Origin of the sequence: Natrialba sp. PRR66, from assembly GCF_034808065.1 — an archaeon.
Lineage (GTDB): Archaea > Halobacteriota > Halobacteria > Halobacteriales > Natrialbaceae > Natrialba > Natrialba aegyptia.
The window spans coordinates 141725-163290 of sequence record NZ_JAXHGN010000006.1 but is presented as its reverse complement, the minus strand read 5'-3'; the positions used below and the strand labels follow the sequence as shown (position 1 = coordinate 163290).

Below are 21566 nucleotides of genomic sequence, written 5' to 3'. Positions count from 1 at the left end.
AGCCACCACCAAGGATCAGTTCGATACTCGACTTGAAGAGGTATATCAGTACGATTACGAGCATCGCAGCTGTTCCAACGCCGCGAACCATCTGGGATTAAAGTCGAGTATCGTTGTGGCCGTCATGGTTGGATTAACCGCTTGGAAACCGCTTTCGGTGGTAGTTTAGGATTTGTCCTACATGGGTCATTTCGATCTATTTCTGGTGGATAGTATCGCTTAAAATATTGTACTGGAGATAAATCAAAATACCTTAATTAGACTTACCCGTGTGAGGTGGATAGGTGAATATAGGTTTATATGGTGACGAAGCAACCTACCCGGTCTCAGCTATTGAGACGATAGTTCCGCTATCGTTGACGGAGAGGTGAAGTTCATCGGTTTCGATTGGTATCCGGAGATGAACACAGGACTGATCGCTATCGAAGGTGGTATATTCACAACTCAGCGCCCAAGGGAGATCCCACAGCGGTTGGGTATCGAGTTCGACATCATGAGTGGTATGGAACCCGATAACGGACGGATGATCGCGAACTGCACAACCGATCGGGAGATACACACGTGCCCAGCAATTCGTACAAGTATACAAGAATCGATGGCTCACATTCCCGATACTCGTCGTTGGTTCCTGAGTGGTCAACGTCGTGTTCATTTCTGAGCCACATTCCGGGCACGTACCTGTAGTCGCAAGGGCGTTCCATCGCCGTGACCATCTCTCGAACGCGCGGAGTCGATCATCACGGTGCGCAACCGGGGCCGGTGGGAACGGCCCATGAAACACTTCTTCACCACACGACTGGCAGGTGATGTACAAACGTTCCTGTTCATACCGTGCGATGAGGGAAGCCTTATCACAGGCGTAACAGGTTCCCGGAGCATCGAAGCGCCGCTCGCCAGCTTGTTCAGTGAAAATACCCGCAGAGAGAGCACTAACGATCTTGCGACCGGCATACGTAAGTGCATATCCACCATTGTCTGCCTGGAATACGAACCGTCCAACGAGCTGCTGGAGGTGATAGTTAAAATTCCCACTGTCTCGGACGCCAATCCGTCGCTTGAGGGTTGCGTACGGAAGGCTGGATCGATCATGGCGATACGCTTGCTGGAGTTCATAGAGAATTGCGATCCGGTGTTCATTTCCGATTGCTGCTAGGATCTCTCCGATCTCCGAACGATCGTCCATACACTGTGTCGTCGCGAAAGGGATATAGTCGCTACTGGGAATATATGTCAATTATCTATGTGTAATGGTATGCTCAGAGTGTTTTCATTTCTGCATCCATAGAGTAGCGTATGCGATTGTCCCAACAACCAGTTAAGCTCTATTACTGCTATAAGGCAACGAAAGCAGTCGGGTTCTACCGACCGATTCTCATTCTCTATTTGCTTGCACAAGGGCTAACATACACACAGGTCGCACTCCTCGAAGGACTCTATGCACTAACGACAGTACTCGGTGAAGTCCCGACGGGGTACCTTGGGGATCGACTTGGCCGTCGCAATAGTTTGCTGGTTGGTACGATTCTCATCACAGTCGCTCTAATTGGTATCGGACTTACTGGAACATTTCCAGTCTTGATCGGTTTCTACATTATCTGGTCAATGGGGTACAACTTTCGATCCGGAAGCGACGACGCGTGGTTATACGATACGCTCGCCGAACGGTCGTCCAGCATGGCATTCACAACGGTCAAGGGACGCGGGGTAGCGGCCGGATTGTTCGTCGGAGGTCTTGGGTCGATTCTCGGTGGGTACCTCGGTCAGATCGATCTTTCGCTTCCGTTTTTCGTCGCGGCTGCTGTGAGTACTCTTGGCCTTCTCGCTCTCGGCCCGTTACCGGAACCGACTAGATCGAGCGAATCACAATCACTGGGTGCTGGAGACATCTTCCGCGTGATTGGTACGTCGCTTTCTCGCCCATCGCTTCGCTGGTTCATTGTCTACTATTTCATGCTTTTCGTCCCAATCATTGAGATACTTATTCTTCAAGTCCAGCCGGTTACGAAAACTGTACTTGTGAACGCTGGCGTAGCATCTGGTACCGTCAAGTCCCTTCTTGGCTGGTTGTACGCCGCATTCAGTCTCCTCGCTGCGATCATTAGTTACAACACAGGTGTGATTAAGACCCGAGTTGGGTACCGTCGCTGGTTTTTCGCCGTTCCATTGTTCATCGCTGGGGGGTTATTGTCACTCGCAATTATCCCACTGTTGGCTCTTCCGGTGTTCGTATTTGCTCGGGGAATATTCGACGCGACACACTCGCTCGCTAGTGGATATGTCAACAACCGTATTGGTTCTTCCGCCCGGGCGACTATAATCAGTTCGCTGGCTCTGGTGAGTTCGTTAGTGAGTGTCCCAGCACAGGTCGCAAGCGGACGGGTTGCAGACGCTACCTCGCCCTTGTGGGTACTGGTGATGTCTGGCGGAATCCTCGCTGTTGGTGTGGTCTTCATTCTCATTATTGGACGACCGTTTCTGGAGATGGAAACAGAACACGAGTCAGTCGAGATGACCCACGAGGCCTACAGCGATATTCAGGCTGATGATATTTCCGAGTCGATTGATGAGGTCCAGGATTGAACGGTCAAGTAAACGATCCCGACCAAATCCTCATTGAAAAGTGATTCACCACGGCCGATGATTGTTATTTCATTGTGTACACGAGGACGAGTGTATCGTCTTCAAAACAGTGTTCGGTGTGGTGTGCGTTCTCTTCGACGGTATCTGCTTCCTGACGAATGGTCTGTTGAGTGTTCATCACATGCTGGTATTGGACCAGACAGTATTCATTACCTCAAATAACTAGTAATTTTCACACCGCCTAACCCATTGCTGATGGTGGATTGAAAACTGCGAAGTGCGAACTGTGAACTGTGGGGTTTCCGTGTCCTCACACGCGGCTATTTGAGATATCTATCTTACATATCACTGCTTAAGCGACGAGTTCAGTGAGGTGGCAGCGTCGAGAAGTGAGCTACAGGTATGCGGCGAATGCATCCGCGAGCTTTTCTTCAGCGCGTCTGAGGTGGTGCTCTGCCGTTCGGCGACCGACGCCGACCGACTCCGCGATTTCGGCGGTCGTCGTCTCGCGCGGGATCTCGTAGTATCCCTGGTTATGAGCGGCCAGAAAGACGGCGCGCTGTCGATCCGAGAGCGTCGGCAGGAACGAGCCCACCGACAGCACCGGCGTCTCCGAGGCGACGGTTTGGAGTTCCTTCTTCGATTCGACGGTCACGGTGTGCTCGTCGGCAACATCGGCGTAGAACGCCGTCAGATTCGCGGAGTCAAGCGCGAGAACCCGAACGACTTTCGCGCCGTCCTCGTACCGCAACGGCGGTAAGAGAAGACAGTCGTTTGCCGCAAGCGGGGCCTCGATGTAGCTCTCGCCGTGCTGTTTCAGGCACGCCTCGGTGATGACCGTCCGGTCGCTCCCGTTCCGGATCTGTTCTTGCACCCCGACTTCCGAGTTCACGTAGGCGACCACGTCGTCCTGGCGTTCTCCGGTGACGTGAAGCAGGTCGCAGTGATCGTTACACCAGAGTTCGATACTCGTGTTGTTGTTCGCCGTCGAGTTCGAATAGGGATCGTCACTCTGGATGCGAAAGACGGCTTTGTACACGGACATTCGTCACGCCGTTGCTTAAAAAACCTTTTCCAAATGGAGAACCGATCCTATCGGGGTTCCCGTTGTTAGACACACGCATGGAACAGTCAACGGAGCGTTCCGAGCACGAAATCGGCGAGCCGTCGTCGCAATGGCTCGAGTACCAGGGTGCACCGACCGGGACGGACCTCGAATGCAACGGCTGGCGGCAGGAGGCGGCGCTTCGCCTGCTCAACAACAATCTCGATCCGGATGTCGGCGAGCGCCCGGAGGATCTCGTCGTCTACGGCGGAACCGGCCGAGCGGCTCGCAGCTGGGACGCCTACGACGGGATTCTCGCGGAACTCCGGGATCTCGAGAGCGACGAAACGTTGCTCGTTCAGTCGGGGAAACCGGTCGGTCGGTTCACGACCCACGAGCGAGCGCCGCGAGTGCTGATCGCGAACTCGAACCTCGTCGGCAAGTGGGACGACTGGGAGCACTTCCACGAACTCGAGTCGAAAGGACTGATCATGTACGGCCAGATGACCGCCGGCTCCTGGGCCTACATCGGTACGCAGGGAATCATCCAGGGGACGTTCGAGACGTTGGCCGAGGTCGCGCGCCAGCACTTCCCCGAGAGCGAGGGCTTGCGCGGGACGATCACCGTCACCGGCGGCCTCGGCGGCATGGGCGGAGCCCAACCGCTCGCCGTGACGATGAACCACGGCGTCTGTATCGCCGCCGAGGTGGACGAAAACCGCATCGACAGGCGACTCGAGACGGACTACTGCATGGAAACGACCGACGATCTCGACGAGGCCATCGAAATGGCTCGGGAGGCCGCAGCCGACGGAGAGGCGCTCTCTATCGGCCTCCACATGAACGCCGCGGACATGTTCGACGGGATGCTCGAGCGCGAGTTCGTGCCAGATATCGTCACCGACCAGACGAGCGCCCACGACGAACTCGAGGGCTACTATCCGGCGGGCTATACCGTCGACGAAGCCGACCGACTCCGCGAGACGGACCCTGAGACCTACATCGCGGAGAGCCTCGATACCATGACGCGCCACGTCGAGGGCATCCTCGAGATGCAAGAACGCGGGGCGGTCGCGTTCGAGTACGGCAACAACATCCGCGGGCAGGTACAGGACCACCGCGATATGGAGGCCGCCTTCGACTTCCCCGGCTTCGTGCCGGCGTACATCCGACCGCTGTTTTGCCGCGGGAAGGGGCCGTTCCGCTGGGTCGCCCTCTCCGGCGACGAGGCGGACATTCACCGCACCGACGACGCCGTGCGCGATCTGTTTCCGGACAAGGAGAACCTCCACCGCTGGATCGATCTCGCACAGGAGCAGGTGTCGTTCCAGGGACTCCCGAGTCGCGTCTGCTGGCTCGGCTACCGTGCCGAGGACGACCCCGACGGGCTCACCGAGCGCGCACGGTTCGCACTCCGGATCAACGAACTCGTCGCCGACGGCGAGATCACGGCACCGATCGTCGTCACACGCGATCATCTCGACGCGGGAAGCGTCGCCAGCCCGAATCGGGAGACCGAGGCGATGCAGGACGGTTCCGACGCCGTCGCTGACTGGCCGATCCTGAACGCCCTTCTCAACTGCGCCGCCGGGGCCGATATCGTGAGCGTCCACGACGGCGGCGGCGTCGGTATCGGTAACGCCGTCCACGCCAACAACCACGTCGTCCTCGACGGGTCGGATCTGGCCGCCGAAAAAGCCCGTCGGGTCTTTACGACCGATCCCGGCATGGGCGTGATTCGCCACGCCGACGCCGGCTACGAGGACGCGATCGACGAGGCGGCGGCGTCGAACGTCCGCGTTCCACTACACGATCACGAATGAGTTCATTTACCACGCCACAGGACTGGACGGGTCCGTCGTCGGACCCGGTCGACGAACAACTCGGTGATGTCGTCACCGGAACGACCGTCGACGACGCCGACGAGTTCAACGCGGTGCTCGTCGGCGAACCGTACGACGGTGGTGTCATCTCCCGAGACGGTGCTGCCGAGGGGCCGAGCGCTATCAGGGAGTCGCTCGCGGCGGTGAAGAGCCATCACTTCGACGCCGGACCGCTGTGCGATATCGGCGATATCGGCGACGTGGCGATTCCGGACGGCTCCGTCGCCACGGTACAGCACGCAGTCCGCGAGGCCGCGGCGTTGGTCCACGACAGCGACGCGTTCCCCGTCTTTCTCGGCGGCGACAACTCGCTGACCTTCGCGAACGTCGCGCCGCTGCTCGAGGACGCGAGCGTCGGCGTCGTCAATTTCGACGCCCACCTCGACGTGCGCGAGTTCGGCGAGCGACCGACCAGCGGGACGCCCTACCGCCAGTTGTACGACGCTGGACTGGACGGCTACGCCTGCGTCGGCGCGCGGCACTTCGAAACGAGTTCGGGGTATCACGATTTCGTGCGCGAACGCGACGGAGAGATCGTGACCGCCGAGGAGGTCGCGGACGACCTCCTGCAGGCCGTCGACCGGGCGCTCTCGGCGCTCGACGGCGTCGACCGGCTCTACTGTAGCGTCGACATCGACGTTCTCGATGCACCCTACTGCGGGTCGAGCGCACCGACGCCGGGCGGACTGACGCCGCGGGAACTGTTCCGCCTCGTTCGGCTCGTCGCCAGCGACGACCGACTCGCCGGATTCGAGGTCGTCGAGTGTGCGCCGCCGCTGGATACCGACGGCCGAACGGTCGACGCCGCCGCGCGGACGATCGCACACTTCCTCGCGGGGTGGAACGCATGACCGATCTCGTCGTCCACGACGCCGCACAGGTCGTGACGCCGACCGGCGGTGGTGACGATGATGGTTCGGATGACGAACTCGAGGTCATCGAAAACGGTGCCGTCGCGATCGAGGACGGCATCGTCGTCGCCGTCGGCCCCACGACAGACGTAACGCGTGCACATCCGCCGGAGAACGCGACGGAGTCCGTCGACGCTACCGGGCGGACGGTCCTGCCGGGCTTCGTCGATCCCCACACGCACGCCGTCTTCGCTGGCGACCGGGTCGACGAGTTCACCGCGAAGCTCGCGGGCGCGAGCTACCAGGACATCCTGGAGGAGGGCGGCGGCATCTTGCGGACGGTTCGGGCGACCCGCGAGGCGGAGCGCGCTGAACTCGTCGCGAATCTGCTCGAACACCTCGATACCATGCTCGCCCACGGCACGACGACGGTCGAGGTGAAATCCGGCTACGGGCTCGACATCGAGACGGAACTGAAGTTACTCGAAGCGATCGACGAGGCGGCCGACCAGCACCCGATCGACGTCGTCCCGACGTTTATGGGCGCACACGCGGTTCCCGAAGGCGCGGACACCGAAGAGTACGTCGACCGCGTGATCGAGGAGCAACTGCCGGCGGTCGCCGACGCCGGCCTCGCCGAGTTCTGCGACGTGTTCTGCGAGGCTGGCGTCTTCTCGGTTTCACAGTCCCGACGGATTCTCGAGGCGGGCCAGGAACTGGGCCTAACGCCGAAGATCCACGCCGAGGAGTTCGAGCGACTCGGCGGGTCGCAACTGGCGGCCGACTGCGGCGCGGCCAGCGCCGACCACCTGTTGCAGGCGACCGACGAGGACATCGCGGCGCTCGGCGAGGCTGGCGTGACGCCGGTGCTCCTGCCGGGAACGGCGTTCTCGCTCGGCGCAGCGTACGCGGACGCGGCGGCCTTCGAGGCTGCGGACGTGCCGGTCGCCCTCGCGACCGACTTCAATCCGAACTGCTTCTCGCAGAGCATGGAGTCCGTCGTCGAACTCGCCTGTAATGGCATGCGAATGACACCGGCCGCGGCTATCCGCGGTGCAACCAGTATCGCCGCCCGCGCCGTCAACCGCACCGACGGCACGGGCATCATTCGGGAGGGCGCACCCGGCGACCTCGCCATCGCAACCGTGACCAACTATCAACACATCCCGTACAACTTCGGCGTCTCGAACGTGCAAACAGTCATCACGGACGGAACGGTGGTGCACCGTGACTGACGAGTCAGTCGTCATCGACGGCGAAACGCTCACGCCGGCGGCCGTCGAACGCGTCGCCCGAGCGGGCGCACCCGTCTCGGTCCCCGAGTCCGCCCGCGAGCGCGTTCGCGAGTCGCGCGAGCGCATCGTCGACATCGTCGACTCCGGACAGGCCGTCTACGGCGTCAACACCGGTTTCGGCGAACTCGTCCAGGAACGGATCCCCGCGGACGATATCGAAACGCTCCAGCAGAATCTCATTCGGAGTCACGCCGCGGGCACCGGCGATGAACTCGATCGATCGGAAGTCCGAGCGATGCTCGTAACCCGACTCAACGCCCTGGTGAAAGGATACAGCGGTGTCCGGGAACGCATCGTCGATCTGCTCGTCGGGATGCTAAACAACGGCATTCACCCCGTCGTGAGAGCCAAGGGGAGCCTCGGTGCAAGCGGCGATCTCGCGCCGCTTGCCCACCTCGCGCTCGTCCTCATCGGCGAGGGTGAAGCCACCGTCGGCGACGACCGACTGCCCGGCGACGAAGCGCTGGCGCGAGCTGAACTCGAACCGGTGACGCTCCGGGCGAAAGAGGGATTGGGGCTTATCAACGGTACGCAGCTAACCGTCGGTCTGGCCGCGCTCGTCGTCCGCGACGCCGAGCGAGCGATGCGTGCGGCGGATATCGCCGGTGCGATGACGACGGAGGCGACGATGAGTACCACTGCGAGTTCACATCCGAGCATCCAGAACGTTCGGCCACACCCGGGCCAAACTGAAAGCGCCAGGAATATCCGTCGGCTGACCCGCGATTCCGAAATCGTCGAGTCCCACCGCAACTGCGATCGGGTGCAGGACGCGTACTCGCTCCGGTGTCTCCCGCAGGTTCACGGCGCGGTTCGGGATTCGATCCAGCACCTCCGTGAGGCCGTCGAGACGGAACTCAACAGTGCGACGGACAACCCGCTCGTGTTCCCCGCCGACGAAGCGGACGACCGCGCCAGCGGGACCGATCGGGCTGCGGTTCTCTCGGGCGGCAACTTCCACGGCCAACCGCTGGCGTTGCGGTTGGATTACGCCACGAGCGCCCTGGCTGAACTCGCATCGATTTCGGAACGGCGGATGGATCGGATGCTCAATCCGAACGTTCAAGAAGCGCACTTGCCGCCGTTCCTGACCGAAGGGAGCGGCCTTCGATCGGGGTACATGATCGCCCAGTACACGGCGGCGGACCTCGTGAGTACGAATCGGTCCCAGGGTCGGCCGTCGACGGATAGTATCCCGGTTAGCGGGAACCAGGAAGACCACGTGAGTATGAGCGCCCAGAGCGCTCACATCGCCAGAGAAACGGTCTCGTCTACGCTCCGCGTCGTCGGTATCGAACTGCTCTGTGCAGCGCAGGCGCTTGATTTCGTCGCTGAACTCGATCCCGGAATCGGAACGCACGCGGCCTATCGGACCGTCCGCGAACACGTCTCTCATCTCGACGAGGACCGGCCGCTTCACGGGGACATCGATCGAATGCTGGCGCTTCTCCGGTCGGACCAACTGTTCGAGAACGTCGAGACGGCGATCGACGCCGGACTGGCGTAGCGACACTGTTTTTAGTGTGCTGCTGCGACCCACTACCAAAGCCGTGAGTCGATCGAGGGTATTTAAAGGCCTGCCCGAATGGAAACTGCTGCTATTTGCAGTACTCTTCGACTAGTATTCATAGAGTATGATAACAGGGTACACAGTGTGCGACCGACCGACTCGTCTTCCGGATCGTCTTGCTAATACGGTGATCCAATGGTAGCGTTCGAGCCGCGACTGTTCGAGGATATCGATCCCGACGAACGCCCGTCGCTCGCGGCGGCGCTCGTTCCCATCGCGGGCATGATCGTCTTCCTCAGCGTCGGCATCGTCGCGTTCGACCTGGATCCGCAGTTCCCGCTCCTCTGGGGCATCGCTTTCACCGGGCTGTTCGCCCGGTATCACCTCGGTCTCTCCTGGGACGACCTGTACGACGGGATCACGGATAGTCTCCTCATGGGGATGAAGGTGATCATCATCATGTTCACCGTCTACGCGCTCATCTCCTCGTGGATTCAAGCCGGGACGATTCCGGGCCTGATGTACTACGGGTTGGAATTTCTCACGCCCGCGGTGTTCCTCCCGGTAACCGCCATCCTCGCCGCGATCATCTCCTTTGCGGTCGGCTCGTCGTGGACGACGGCGGGCGCCCTCGGCGTCGCGTTCATCGGTATCGGGTCCGGACTCGGCATTCCCGAGCCGATGACCGCCGGGGCGATCCTCAGCGGAGCCTACGCGGGCGACAAGCAGTCCCCGCTCTCGGATACGACGAACCTCGCCGCCGCGGTGACGAACACCGATCTGTACGACCACATCAACGCGATGCGGGCCGGAACCCTCGTCGCGTTCGGCCTCTCGGTCGTGCTGTACGCCGCCATCGGACTGAACGCCGCCGGATCGATTCCCGCCGGCCGCCTCAACTCGATCCAAACGGCTCTCCAGGGGAGTTACGTTATCTCGCCGCTCGTCTTCCTGCCGGTCGTCGTCACTTTCGGGCTCGCGATCTACGGTATTCCGGCGCTCCCCGCGCTCGGAACGGGCGTCTTCGCGGGCGTGTTCACGTCGATGCTCGTCCAGGGTACCGGATTCGCCGCCGCGTGGTCGGCCGCCCAGTCCGGGACCGGACCCGAAACGGGCATGGTACTCGTAGACAAACTCCTCGATACTTCGGGGTTAATCGGCGGTGCCTGGATCGTGACGATCGCCATCGCCGCGCTCTCGCTCGGCGGCATGCTCGAGCGGACCGGGGTCCTCGCCGTCCTCGCCCACCACATCGGTCGGCTCTGTCGCGGGGTTGCGAGTTTGACGTTGGTCACCGCGATTTCTGCGGTCTCCATGAACGGCCTCGCTGCCGAGCAGTACGTGAGCATCGTCGTTCCGGGAATGACCCTCCGGAACCTCTACGAGGAACAGGGGCTGAAAGCGAAGAACCTCTCGCGCGCCATCGAGGCGTCCGGGACGACGACGAGTGCGCTTATCCCCTGGGGCAGCGGCGGCCTGTTTATGGCCGGCACGCTCGGCGTTTCCACGCTGGAATATGCCCCCTACTACTTCTTTGGTTTCTTCTCGCCGCTTGTCCTTCTGATCATGGGCATCACTGGGTGGCAGATCGTCTACAAGGAAGGGAGCGGTGCCGATGAGACCGCATCACCGGGTAGCGGCGTCGGCACCGGCGTCCCCGGCGAAGACTGAGCCGCCCGGCCTTCACGCCACCGGTACCAATACTGGGACCGGAACTGGAACCGACACCCGGAATCACGTTTTCCCCGAGTGACGCGATATCGCACAACGAGTTCAGCGGAGCGCTTTCGCGCTCGCATCAACCGCGTCGGCGGCGTCGATCGCGTCGAGAAAGATCCCGATCCCGAGTTTGATTTCGCGTTCGCTCGAATCGAGCGGCGGGAGCAGACGGATCGTTTTCTCGCCGCAGCCGAGTGTCAGCAGTCCGCGTTCCAGTGACGCCGTCACGACGGCGTCCCGTCGGTCGGCCGTATCGAACTCGACGGCGAGCATCAGCCCCTTTCCGCGGATGTCCTCGACAGAGGCGGGCGAGTCGTCACGAAGCAGTTCCTTGGCCTGCTCGCCGCGCCGGGTCGCGTTCGCGAGCAGGTCGTGTTCCTGAATGGCCTCGAGCGTGAACGTCCCCATCATCGATCCGAGCAGATCGCCGCCGCCGAACGTCGACCCGAGTCGGTTTTTCTCCGCGGGGAAGATCTCGGACCGAGAGATCGTCGCGCCGACGCGGAGGGCCTTCGCGCTGGCGATCACGTCGGGTTCGATCGGGTAGTGATCCGAAGCCCAGATTTCGCCGGTGCGCCCGATACCCGACTGGATTTCGTCGACGACCAGCGGGATGTCGTATTCGTCGGTCACGGCGGCGACTTCTCGCATGAACGCCTCGCTGGGGAAGCGGTAGCCGCCGACGCCCTGAATCGGCTCGAGCGTGAGAAAGGCGATTTCGTCGGGATTGATGCGGCCGCCCTCCGGTGCGAGCATGGTCCGTAGCTGGGACCCCTCGCCGGCGAAAAAGCCACACTCACAGTTGCAGTCGCCGTCATCCTCGCCGGTGCAGTCACAGAACGGCACCGTCTCGATCCCGCTTAGCTGGGGATAGTGTCGCGTATAGACCTCCTTCGACTTCGTGATCGACAGCGTTCCGAACGTCCGCCCGTGGAAACTCCCGTCGAACGCGACGCCGTACTTCGAGGGGGCACGGTAGTCGTGAGTGATCTTCATCGCGTTCTCCATGGCCTCCGCACCCGAGTTCGAGAGGAAGACAGTATCCATGCCGTACTGACTCGAGACCTCGGTCAGTTTGTCCATCAGATGGCTCGACCCCGGAACGGCCGATTCTTCTGGTGTGGGTCCGGCACCGAAGTACATGTCCTGGCCGGCGATCTTCATCGGTTCGACGAGGTCGAATTCCCGTAATTTGGCGGTGACCTTCTCGTTGTTGTAGCCGAGCGGTGCCGCCCCGATGTGGCAGGTGAAATCGAGCAACACGTTGCCGTCGACGTCGGTGACGAACGGCCCGTCTGCCTCGCGCGTCACGTCCCAGACGAACTCGTGGGAGTACTCGCTCGGAGCCGCGTTCTTGCCGTGGAACTCGACCCACTTGCGCGCGTTTGACCCGGGAAAGGCGTCCACGTCCGGTTTCGCTGTGTCCCTATCCATACACAATTTATGTTTATGACGTACATTAAATCTTGTTATAGGAGGTATTTCGTACCGGAGCCGGGGCGGCTAGCAGGCGGTTGCCGAGAAAACCGGACGAGAAGACGGTCAAGTGGAGCCGACTGGCACGCGCTCGACTGATTGACGAGACCGCTGTGGAATCAGTCGTCGTCCATTTCGGCGGGGCCGCCGGGGCCGGCCGGCGGTTCGGAGTCCGTTTTCCGACTCGAGCCGATGAGGACGGTTTCGTCCTGCAGTAACACCCGGCCGTAGCTCGAGCTGAAGTCCCTGATCAGCGAGAGCATCGCGGCGAAGCAGACGAACGCGAACGGCGCACCGGTGATGATGACCGCGTTCTGTAGCGCGCCCGTCCCGCTCTCGCCGCCGATGATCATGAGGATCGCGGCGGTCAGACCGAGGACGACGCCCCAGAAGACCCGGTTGATGCTCGAGGGCCTCGCTTTCCCGCCGGTGGTCATCATCGAGACGGCGAGTGTCGAGGAGTCCGCCGACGTGATGAAGAACGTCGTCACGAGGATCATGAATGCGATCATGAACACGGTTCCAAAGGGGAACGCTTCGAAGAGGATGAAGCCCGAAACCTCCGGCGTATTGTTGGCGACCACCGTGCTGAAGTCGGCCGTTCCGGTGTGGTGGTATCGCAGCGCGGTGCCACCGACGAACGTGAACCACGGGATGGTCGCGGCCGAGGTCGCACCGATACCCGTAAACGCGACTTCGCGGACGGTCCGACCCTTGGAGATGCGAGCGATGAACAGTCCGGCGAACGGGGACCACGAGAGTGCCCACGCCCAGTAGAAGACCGTCCAGTCGTTCATCCACGTTGTACCGCCATCGGTACCGGTGCCGGTGTAGAGACTCATCGACGTGAAGTCGGCGATCATGCCGCCCATCGCCTGCGAGCCGAGCAAGAGCAAGAACAGCGTCGGCCCCAGGATGAACGTCGCGAGCATGAGCGCGACGAACAGGATCATATTGAAGTTCGACAGCCGGCGGATCCCCCTGTCGACCCCGAGTACCATCGAAATCGTAAACAGGAGCGTCATCGTCGTCACCACGAGGAGGATGCCGACGTTCCCCAGATCGATTCCCCACTGGTAGTTCAACCCGGCGATGAACTGGCTCCCGATGAAGCCGAGCGAGGTCGCCACGCCCCCGATCGTCGCGAACACCGCGAGAATGTCGACGACCTTCGCGAACGGCCCGTCGAGGTTCTCCGCACCGATGATCGGCGTCAACGCCGAGGAGACCCGAAGCGGGACGTTCTCGTAGTTGTACGCGAAGTACGCGATCGCAAGTCCCATGATCGTAAACACGGCCAGCTGCGGCAGCGCCCAGTGGAACAACGTCTGCTGGATCGCGATCGGAATCGCCTCGCTCGTCCCGCCCTCAACGCCGAACAGCGGTGACGGGTCGTTGTAGTAAAACAGCGCCTCCGTCGGTCCCCAAAATACGACTCCCGCTGCGAACCCCGCGGAGTACAACATCGCAAAAAACGACAGGAAGCTGTACTCGGGTTCCTCGTCTCCCATCTTGATCTTCCCCCACGGCCCGATGATCAGAAAGAGGAGGAACAGGACGATCAGAAAGACGATCACCAGCAACGCCCAGTTCAAGTACTCGACGACCCCGCTGTAAACGGTATTGATTGTCTCCGTAACGGCACTCTGGTTGATGAAGAACGCCGCGATCACCCCGACCGTCAACAGCGCACCGAACGCGAAGACGATCGGATCGATCTCTTCGAAGAACTCGTCGACCACTCCCTCCTCGACGTCGCTCATCGTCCTCCCCTCTGTTCCGAGCGACAAGCAACTTCGTTGCTATATCTCGTCCACCCAGTTACCATGCTGCGCGATAGCATACCGAATCAGTTGATACCATACACAATAAACGTTTCTCACTTTCGTCAGTCATATACGGATTGTGTTCATAAGTCCCGGAAGTAGCCACTATCGAGTTCCGGACCTGATTGGATGGTTGTTCGGCATACTCTCGATTTCCGCTATAAATCAAAACCGACGAGTACTATCCGTGGACGAAATACGAGACACGCGACGAGATCCGATTACCACCTCAGCTACGGCTGCGCTATAAACAGACGATAGACGGCTCGAACAGCTATTCCACCGATCAATTACAGATATTGACTACCGACCGGGCGAGTTCATGCTGTGATGATCCGGGCGAAAGCGACTCGTTTGGGCGGCACCGAACCGAAGCGAAAGCGCCAGACGCTCAGTTCGTCAATTCCTCGAGTTTCTGCGTGCGGGTCTCAGCGCTCTCGCTGACACGCTCTCCGAACTCGTCGACCCGATCCTTGATCTCCTCGCGCGTCGCCTCGGGCGAGAACCCGTCGGACATCGTCAACAGTCGCACGAACGCCCGAAGTTCTTCGTCGGTAAGCTGGGCAAACTCCTCGTTGTCGAGTTTCTCGATTACCTCGTCCACATCGATCTGCCCGACCGGGTCGACGTTGAACTCGACGTTGACCATCCGGTAGTTCGAGCCGGCCAGGCGCTGTTCGGCCTTGCCCACGCCCTCCGAAAGCATGTCCTTGAACGGCGTGTGATAGCCCATCGTTCCCAGGTGGAGAAAGGCGAGCATATCGGTGATTCCCTGCGTATAGGCGTCTCGGTCCTCGTTGTCCGGGTCGAATACGGTTTCCCGGTCGCGTTCCTCCATGTATTCAAAGAGGATACTGAAGTCGAGAATCGCGTTTCGCACCCGACGCCGGATTCGGTTCCGCTTTTGTTTTTTCGAGTGATCGGTGTAATCCGTTTTCCGCCCGAGCAGGAAGTCGCGATCGGAGGGTGTGAGTATGCCACGCGGCCGATCCGAGTCCGCTGCCGTTCGAAGGGACGCCGGCACATCGTCCTGGCTCATACCGGATACACAGAGAGCCCGCGAATTAATCCTTCTGATTCAGCTAACATGATATTCTAAAGACATTCTTGGACGGTCGGTGGTTCTCCTGGCAACCCAAGCCGTCACTGTGTGGTCGAGTTCAGTCGATCGATGGCTCTGCCTGGTCATCTGCCGTTGCAGAAAATAATCACGAGTTCAGAACTCGTCACCGCAACGGCTGCCGACGCGAACACGCACAGATCGCATCCGACAGCACTCCTACGCCGAGCTCGAGACTCTCCTCGTCGATATCGAACGTCGGCGTGTGGTGATTCGTCGGGTGCTCGGTTCCGATGAGGACGTACGACGCGAGGCCGCCGGCTCGCTGGACCCGGTCCATGAGGTAGGTAACGTCTTCGCTGACGCCGAACTCCGTCGTTTCGATTACGTGGTCGACGCCGTCGACTGGTCGGGCGGCCGACGCGACGAGTTCACGTAGCGCGGGATCGCTGTCCGTTCGTGGCGACTCGCTGATGACCCGTGGCGTCACGTCGCAATCGTGCATCTCCGCGGCAGCGTAGAGGACGCGCTCGAGTTCGGTGCGCATGTACTCCATCAGTCCGGTGGTTTCACCGCGGACCTCGGCGTCGATCGTGAGTTCTTCGGCGATGACGTTGCTCGCGGTTCCGCCCTCGATGTAGCCGACGTTGACGCGGGTCATACCGTCGCTGTGGCGGGGGATCGCGTAGGCGTTCTGGATGGCCGTTGCCGCCGCTTGCATCGTATTGCCACCTTCGTTGGGTGCCTTCCCGGCGTGGGCGCTCGCTCCTTCGAACGTGGCCGTCAGGTGGGCCATCGCTAGCGGTTTCTCGACGCCGGCGACGATTTCGCCGGTCGGGTGATTGAGGCCGATGTGCGTCGCAAACAGGTAGTCCACGTCATCGGCGTAGCCGCCTTCGGCCATCGCCTTCCCGCCGCCGGAGATTTCCTCGGCTGGCTGGAAGAAAACCTTCAACGTCCCCGTAAAGTCGCTGTCTTTGATCGCTTCGATCGTCCCGAGTGCGATCGCGATATGGGCGTCGTGTCCGCAGGCGTGCATGTAGCCCTCGTTTGCGGATCGGAATCCTTCCGCAGCAGGCTGATGATCGTCTTCCGCCGACTCCGCCATCGAGATCGCATCGAGATCGACCCGCAATCCGACGGTCGGTCCCGCTCCCCGTTCGAGAACGGCGACCGCACCGGTGTGGCCACCGGCGGTCCGCTCGAGAATATCCGACCGCACGCCCGCCTCGCGCGCCTGCTCGACCCAGGGCTCGAGTTCGGTGTCCGACGGGACGGCCATTCGCTCGTCGGTCGCAAGCGCCTCCCGTCCGACCGCGATCTCGTCGACGCCGATGCGTTCGAGTTCGGACACGACGCGAGCCGTCGTCCTGAACTCGCGCCAGCCGGGTTCCGGATGCCGGTGGAACGCTCGCCGAAGGTCGGTTACGCTAGTGCGCACGTCGTAGGGCATTCATGACGCGTGTAAGCACACCGGATACTTAATAGTGGTCGGTAATCATATACTGCTTACACACAATTGATGTATCTCCGTTCAATATCTTCGTCTCACTGCGTTAAAACAGCCGTTTCCGATCCGATTCTCGGCCGACACGCTAGAAATTGATTCCTGAGAGTTCGTCGTCGACGCGGGTCGGTTGGCGTATCGCGGCCGTGGACTCATTTATCGGACTGTTGAATTACGTCTCATGCCAGATGGGCACAATCGTTCGGCGTGGATTCATGAGCAGCCCGGCCTAACCGCACTTGCGCTGGTAAGCGCGCTTCTCGCACTGTTCGTTCTCCTGCCGTACCTCCAATTCGTCCTGTTCGGCGTGGTTCTCGCTTACATCCTCTTTCCGGTCCAGGAACGTCTCGAACAGTACATCAGGCCGACGGTCGCGGCGATTACCATCGTCGTAGCCACACTACTCATCGTCCTGATTCCACTCATCTACGTCATCACGATCGCCGTCCGACAGGCATTGGATGTCGTTAACTCCATCAATCAGGGTGAACTCGATGTCGCGGCAATCGAGGAGGCGATCCAGTTCAACGGCTATGCCGTCGATCTCGTCGAACTCTACCAATCGAATCAGGATCGGATCGCGACGGGACTCGAGCAACTCGCGATGGGAGTCCTCGATTTCGCCGGCAGCCTGCCGAGCCTGTTCATCGGATTGACGATCACGCTGTTCATCCTCTTCGCGCTGTTACGGGACGGAAAGCGGCTTCTCGCATGGGTCCAGTGGGTTCTCCCGGTCGACGACACGATTCTGGATGAACTCCGGACGGGACTGGACCAGCTCATGTGGGCCTCGGTCGTCGGAAACGTCGCCGTTGCGGCCATTCAGGCGGTACTGCTCGGTGTCGGCCTTTTCGTCGCCGGCGTCCCGGCCGTCATCTTTCTCACCGTTGCAACGTTCGTTCTGACGCTACTGCCGCTCGTCGGCGCGTTCGGCGTCTGGATTCCGGCGGCGGCGTATCTCGCCGCAGTCGGGCGGGTGACCGCCGCCGCAGCGATGGTCGTCTACGGGCTGTTCGTCACCTTTTCGGACTCGTACTTCCGCCCTGCGCTGATCGGACAGACCAGCGCTTACAACGCCGCTATCGTTATCGTCGGCATCTTCGGCGGGCTCATCGTCTTCGGCGCTGTCGGGCTCTTTATCGGCCCCGTCGCCCTCGGCGGCGCAAAGCTCGTCCTCGATTGCTTCGCTCGAGAACGGACCGGTGTGCCAACTCCCGACGCGCAACGCGAGCAAACGACACCCGGGGCCGAATCCGCGCCGGCGGCCGCCGAATCGGAGACGACACTCGACACCGCGGATGCAACAGCCGACACCGAACTCGAAGAGTCGGAGAAAACGAACGTCGACACCGACACTGAGAATCGTTCCGGGGACTGAACTCGTCTCGAACCGTTCGCTTCTTTCCGGAGTTCAGCCGTGTGGTATCGGTGTCGAAGGGAAGTCGATCGGTCGGTATTCGGCAGCGGTCAGCCGAGATACGCGGTCGCGTCCATCTCGACCCGAACGTCCTCGGGAAGCCGCGAGACTTCCACGCAGACGCGTGCGGGCGGCACCTCGCCGAACTGTTCGCCGTATGCGGCGTTGACCCGTTCGTAGTCGTCGAGTTCGGTCAGGTAGACGGTCACCTTCACGACGTCGTCCAGTCCGTCGCCGCCGGCTTCGTCGACGACGGCGGCGATATTTTCGAGCACTCGGTTCGTCTGTGCACGGATATCGCCGTCGACGGGGTCGCCGGTTTCCGGGTCGACGGGTCCGTAGCCGGAGATGTAGAGCGTGTCGCCGGCGCGGACGCCCTGCGAGTACGGGTTGTCGTTGCTCGGTGCGCCGTCGGTTTCGATGGGGTCGGTGTCAGTCATGGGTTTCCTCCGAAGAAATCGAGTTCAGGCGGCCTGCACCGTGTCTTCGGTCGTGTGTTCGATCGCATCGACGACGATGTCGAGTGCCGTCGCCGCGAGGTCGCGTGTCAGGACGAGCGGCGGGAGCAAGCGGAGCACGTTCCCGTGGCGGCCGGCCGTCCAGACGAGGACGCCGTGTTCGAAGCAGTACTGCTGGATCGCATCGACGAGGTCGCCGTCCGGATTGCCGTCGGCGTCGACGAACTCGACCCCGATGAACAGCCCCTTGCCGCGGATATCGGCGAGTCGATCCGTTTCGTCGGCGGCTTCGCGGAGTCGCCCCCGGATGAACTCGCCGAGATCGCGGGCGTGGGCCAGCAGGTCGTGGTCCTGCATGTACTCGATGGCGCGAGTGCCGGCGCGCATGCCGACGACGTGGCCGCGATATGTGCCGGCGTGGTCGCCCGAGCCCCAGGTGTCGAGTTCTTCTTTGTACATCGTCGCCGAGAGCGGGAAGCCGACGCCGCCGAGTGCTTTCGCGGAGGTCATGACATCCGGCGTGACGTCCTCCCAGTCGCTGGCCCACCACTGGCCGGTGCGACCGAGGCCGCTCTGGATTTCGTCGAAGACGAGCGTGACGTCGTTGTCGTCCGCGATATCGCGCAGTCCCTGGAGGAATCCCGCCGGAGGGGTGACGATGCCGCCTTCGCCCTGGATCGGTTCGACGACGATGGCGGCCGGATTCGCCAGGCCGCCGTAGGGGTCTTCGACGATGGCCTGTACCTCCTCGAGTGCGTGATCGACCGCCGCCTCGGGCGTTTTGTCCTGTCGGAAGGGGAAGGGGTACGGTGCGTGGACGACGTCCGAGAGCAGCGGCGCGTAGTGTTTCTTGAGCTTCGTGTTCGACGTGACGCTCATTGCGCCGGTCGTTGCGCCGTGGTAGGAACCGCGGAAAGCGATGAGCCCGTCCCCGTCGGAGTTGTACTTGGAGAGTTTGATCGACGCCTCGATGGCGTCACTGCCCGTCGGGCCACCGAAGACGACGCGATTGTTCCCTTGAAGCCCGCTGGGGGCGATCTCATCGAGTTTCTCGATCAGTTCGAGTCGCGCCTCCGTCGGGAAGTCGACGGTGTGAACGAACTTGTCGGCCTGTTCGTGGACGGCCTCGAGCACGTACGGATTCGCGTGACCGACGTTGAGCACGCCGATTCCGGCGAAGAGGTCGATGTACGTGTTCCCGTCGGCGTCGCGAACCGTCGCGCCTTTGCCTTCTTCAAAGGCGATCGGGATATCGTTCGGGTACGCGACCGCACTACTGTCTATTTCTCGCTGTTTCTCGAGTAACGACTGGGTCTTCGGTCCGGGGACGGAGTCGACGTTCGGTGCATCGGCGAAGTGAAGCTCCTCGATCGGTGGTCCTGCCGTCATACGTCACCACAGGTGAAACAGATATTAATAACTTGTCCACAGTATCCATGTTTTGTGTATACAAATTCTGACTACGTTCTCGCCAACTCCTGTTTTGCTGCCGGACTACCGGCCGCCGTGACCTGTCACTCACGAGGCGCTTGCTGCTGACCGCGCTCAACGGGACCGTTCGAAAGGAACGTCGTTGCAAGCCACGCTTCTGCACTCGTCAGCCGGTACTGGAGCGTCGAAACCGGGATCCCTTCGGCAGCAGCGATATCCTGAACCGAACTCTGGCGGGGCGTTTGATAGTAGCCGTATTCGACACCGAGTTCGAGTGCTTCCCGTTGCTTATGCGGCAGTTCGGATCCGGTGATCGCGTTCGTCTCCCAGTTCGGTGTCGACTCGACTCGCTCGAACGCGAGTTCGAGTCCGTCGCGAAGATTTGCGCTGAGTTCGTCGTAAATCGGACTCATGGCTGTTTCGTCGTCTGCGAGAAGACGCCACTCGTACGTTGCACCGTGTTGCTCGGCGCGACACAATGTGCCATCACCGAGATATTTCGCTGCCAGATACGGAATTGATCGGCAGCCGTCTCCTTCGGATTGACGCGAGTAAATCACCCGACGGGTCGGTTCCGTAGCGAGAACCTCGTGTGTCCAGTCGATCTGACAGCCACCCATTCCCTGCAGCGTAGAACAGCGCGAGAGTCTTGCGAGTCGCTGGTCGTACGCTGACAGCGCGTCTCGTGATCCGGTCACGTCATCCACGCGCCACATCGTCTCGGTAGTGGCATGACAGGCGACCGTTCGAGCGTAGAGTTCAGAATGATCGATGAAGACATCCATCAGGTCATCCGCGCCGCTGTCGTACGTGACTGTAAAAGCGAACTCCTGCATAGGTGTCTATTCGAGTAGTATCGTCATGTATACTGTGTTCGGCTTCCCGAACGCCGCCCACAGCCAACGCTCCGATGTTTGCTCCGTCGACTCGACTCTCAAAACCTCTACTCGGTCATATACTTGGATCTAACTAGTTACCCCGTGAGACAGTCACGCGACCGTGTGATGGGAATATAATCCCGCGCGAAATAGGGGAGTCCATGGCTCCATTCAGACGATTCCTGGTGATGCTCGGTGGAGCGATCGTCGCCGCCGCCGTCATGACAGTCATTCTTGCGCCGCCGAACGCAACCGCCGGCGTGCTAATGTTTGGGATCATACTGGTGGCAGGAGTTCTCCTCTCGTACGTTGTCGGCTATCTCGGCACACCCTGGGATAGTACCGCATATCCGATGACAGAACCGACGAGCAACCCGGTCGAGGAGCCAACTGACGCCTCTCAGGCTGACGTGGAGGAGTTCAAATGGATGCTCCGAGAGGGAATCGGCGTTGCGATCGCGTCCCTCTTCGGGATGCTCTTTCTCATCTTGTTCTTGCTCGAGGAGACTGCACTCATCGAATCGCAGAATCTTACCGTCGGCGAGATCAGTGATTGGACCGTTCTCCTCGTCCTCGCGCTGTTGCTCGTGGTGCTCGGTCTCTGGAGTTGGCGAGGCCGGTAATGTCTTA

General features: G+C 60.9%; 17 protein-coding genes. 9 read left to right on the top strand and 8 right to left on the bottom strand.

The genetic code is table 11. From position 1 onward, the window contains the following. Window positions 1-772: 772 nt before the first annotated feature. Both SM755_RS19925 and SM755_RS19920 read left to right on the top strand, forming a co-directional pair. Entirely contained in the window at window positions 773-1153 is a 381-nt protein-coding gene (locus SM755_RS19925) for a hypothetical protein (protein WP_323174192.1), read from the top strand. A 140-nt stretch (window positions 1154-1293) separates the two neighbouring features. After that, window positions 1294-2580: an MFS transporter gene (locus SM755_RS19920; protein WP_323174191.1), complete on the top strand. Its 1287-nt coding sequence runs from the start codon at window positions 1294-1296 to the stop codon at window positions 2578-2580. Between the two features lie 394 nt (window positions 2581-2974). On the opposite strand, the gene SM755_RS19915 is transcribed toward SM755_RS19920, so the two are convergent. Further along, window positions 2975-3619, bottom strand: coding sequence for a helix-turn-helix domain-containing protein (locus SM755_RS19915; protein ID WP_323174350.1), 645 nt, complete (start codon window positions 3617-3619; stop codon window positions 2975-2977). An 83-nt stretch (window positions 3620-3702) separates the two neighbouring features. On the opposite strand from SM755_RS19915, the gene hutU reads away from it, so the two are divergent. From hutU to nhaC, 5 genes are all read left to right on the top strand, one after another. Next, complete coding sequence (gene hutU / locus SM755_RS19910; protein WP_323174190.1) at window positions 3703-5448, top strand: urocanate hydratase; 1746 nt, start codon at window positions 3703-3705, stop codon at window positions 5446-5448. After that, window positions 5445-6359: a formimidoylglutamase gene (hutG, locus tag SM755_RS19905; RefSeq protein ID WP_323174189.1), complete on the top strand. Its 915-nt coding sequence runs from the start codon at window positions 5445-5447 to the stop codon at window positions 6357-6359. Before hutU ends, hutG begins: the two co-directional genes overlap by 4 nt. Continuing rightward, window positions 6356-7594 carry an imidazolonepropionase gene (hutI, locus tag SM755_RS19900; RefSeq protein WP_323174188.1) on the top strand — a complete coding sequence of 413 codons (1239 nt, stop codon included), beginning with the start codon at window positions 6356-6358 and terminating at the stop codon, window positions 7592-7594. Before hutG ends, hutI begins: the two co-directional genes overlap by 4 nt. Then, window positions 7587-9161 (top strand): histidine ammonia-lyase, encoded by a 1575-nt coding sequence (hutH, locus tag SM755_RS19895; protein ID WP_323174187.1) that lies wholly within the window; start codon window positions 7587-7589, stop codon window positions 9159-9161. The genes hutI and hutH overlap by 8 nt, the downstream gene beginning before the upstream one ends. A gap of 198 nt (window positions 9162-9359) precedes the next feature. Continuing rightward, window positions 9360-10835 (top strand): Na+/H+ antiporter NhaC, encoded by a 1476-nt coding sequence (gene nhaC / locus SM755_RS19890; protein ID WP_323174186.1) that lies wholly within the window; start codon window positions 9360-9362, stop codon window positions 10833-10835. 102 nt (window positions 10836-10937) lie between these two features. Here nhaC and SM755_RS19885 read toward each other — a convergent pair whose 3' ends face one another. The 4 genes from SM755_RS19885 to SM755_RS19870 all read right to left on the bottom strand — a co-directional run bounded on the left by SM755_RS19885 (window position 10938) and on the right by SM755_RS19870 (window position 16698). Next, window positions 10938-12317: an aminotransferase class III-fold pyridoxal phosphate-dependent enzyme gene (locus SM755_RS19885; RefSeq protein ID WP_323174185.1), complete on the bottom strand. Its 1380-nt coding sequence runs from the start codon at window positions 12315-12317 to the stop codon at window positions 10938-10940. A 161-nt stretch (window positions 12318-12478) separates the two neighbouring features. After that, window positions 12479-14122 carry a BCCT family transporter gene (locus SM755_RS19880; RefSeq protein ID WP_323174184.1) on the bottom strand — a complete coding sequence of 548 codons (1644 nt, stop codon included), beginning with the start codon at window positions 14120-14122 and terminating at the stop codon, window positions 12479-12481. A 454-nt stretch (window positions 14123-14576) separates the two neighbouring features. Beyond that, the gene (locus SM755_RS19875) at window positions 14577-15224 is read right to left on the bottom strand and encodes a hypothetical protein (protein WP_323174183.1); all 648 of its coding nucleotides are present in this window, start codon (window positions 15222-15224) and stop codon (window positions 14577-14579) included. Window positions 15225-15411: 187 nt separating this feature from the next. Then, window positions 15412-16698, bottom strand: a complete 1287-nt coding sequence (locus SM755_RS19870; protein WP_323174182.1) for an amidohydrolase — start codon at window positions 16696-16698, stop codon at window positions 15412-15414. Between the two features lie 235 nt (window positions 16699-16933). Between SM755_RS19870 and SM755_RS19865 the strand changes: the two genes are divergently transcribed. After that, a complete protein-coding gene (locus SM755_RS19865; RefSeq protein ID WP_323174181.1) occupies window positions 16934-18130 on the top strand; it encodes an AI-2E family transporter in 1197 nt (398 codons plus the stop codon). An 89-nt stretch (window positions 18131-18219) separates the two neighbouring features. Here SM755_RS19865 and SM755_RS19860 read toward each other — a convergent pair whose 3' ends face one another. The 3 genes from SM755_RS19860 to SM755_RS19850 all read right to left on the bottom strand — a co-directional run bounded on the left by SM755_RS19860 (window position 18220) and on the right by SM755_RS19850 (window position 20894). Then, window positions 18220-18609 (bottom strand): Rid family detoxifying hydrolase, encoded by a 390-nt coding sequence (locus tag SM755_RS19860; protein ID WP_323174180.1) that lies wholly within the window; start codon window positions 18607-18609, stop codon window positions 18220-18222. 24 nt (window positions 18610-18633) lie between these two features. Further along, window positions 18634-20016 carry an aspartate aminotransferase family protein gene (locus SM755_RS19855; protein WP_323174179.1) on the bottom strand — a complete coding sequence of 461 codons (1383 nt, stop codon included), beginning with the start codon at window positions 20014-20016 and terminating at the stop codon, window positions 18634-18636. Window positions 20017-20141: 125 nt separating this feature from the next. After that, a complete protein-coding gene (locus SM755_RS19850) occupies window positions 20142-20894 on the bottom strand; it encodes a helix-turn-helix domain-containing protein (RefSeq protein WP_323174178.1) in 753 nt (250 codons plus the stop codon). A 203-nt stretch (window positions 20895-21097) separates the two neighbouring features. Between SM755_RS19850 and SM755_RS19845 the strand changes: the two genes are divergently transcribed. Then, complete coding sequence (locus SM755_RS19845; protein ID WP_323174177.1) at window positions 21098-21559, top strand: hypothetical protein; 462 nt, start codon at window positions 21098-21100, stop codon at window positions 21557-21559. Window positions 21560-21566 lie beyond the last annotated feature (7 nt).

Coding starts and splice junctions, on each gene's coding strand:
- SM755_RS19925 (WP_323174192.1), top strand. CDS start 773: ATGAAACACTTCTTCACCACACGACTGGCAGGTGATGTACAAACGTTC.
- SM755_RS19920 (WP_323174191.1), top strand. CDS start 1,294: ATGCGATTGTCCCAACAACCAGTTAAGCTCTATTACTGCTATAAGGCA.
- hutU (WP_323174190.1), top strand. CDS start 3,703: ATGGAACAGTCAACGGAGCGTTCCGAGCACGAAATCGGCGAGCCGTCG.
- hutG (WP_323174189.1), top strand. CDS start 5,445: ATGAGTTCATTTACCACGCCACAGGACTGGACGGGTCCGTCGTCGGAC.
- hutI (WP_323174188.1), top strand. CDS start 6,356: ATGACCGATCTCGTCGTCCACGACGCCGCACAGGTCGTGACGCCGACC.
- nhaC (WP_323174186.1), top strand. CDS start 9,360: ATGGTAGCGTTCGAGCCGCGACTGTTCGAGGATATCGATCCCGACGAA.
- SM755_RS19885 (WP_323174185.1), bottom strand. CDS start 12,317: ATGGATAGGGACACAGCGAAACCGGACGTGGACGCCTTTCCCGGGTCA.
- SM755_RS19880 (WP_323174184.1), bottom strand. CDS start 14,122: ATGAGCGACGTCGAGGAGGGAGTGGTCGACGAGTTCTTCGAAGAGATC.
- SM755_RS19875 (WP_323174183.1), bottom strand. CDS start 15,224: ATGAGCCAGGACGATGTGCCGGCGTCCCTTCGAACGGCAGCGGACTCG.
- SM755_RS19870 (WP_323174182.1), bottom strand. CDS start 16,698: ATGCCCTACGACGTGCGCACTAGCGTAACCGACCTTCGGCGAGCGTTC.
- SM755_RS19865 (WP_323174181.1), top strand. CDS start 16,934: ATGCCAGATGGGCACAATCGTTCGGCGTGGATTCATGAGCAGCCCGGC.
- SM755_RS19860 (WP_323174180.1), bottom strand. CDS start 18,609: ATGACTGACACCGACCCCATCGAAACCGACGGCGCACCGAGCAACGAC.
- SM755_RS19855 (WP_323174179.1), bottom strand. CDS start 20,016: ATGACGGCAGGACCACCGATCGAGGAGCTTCACTTCGCCGATGCACCG.
- SM755_RS19850 (WP_323174178.1), bottom strand. CDS start 20,894: ATGCAGGAGTTCGCTTTTACAGTCACGTACGACAGCGGCGCGGATGAC.
- SM755_RS19845 (WP_323174177.1), top strand. CDS start 21,098: ATGGCTCCATTCAGACGATTCCTGGTGATGCTCGGTGGAGCGATCGTC.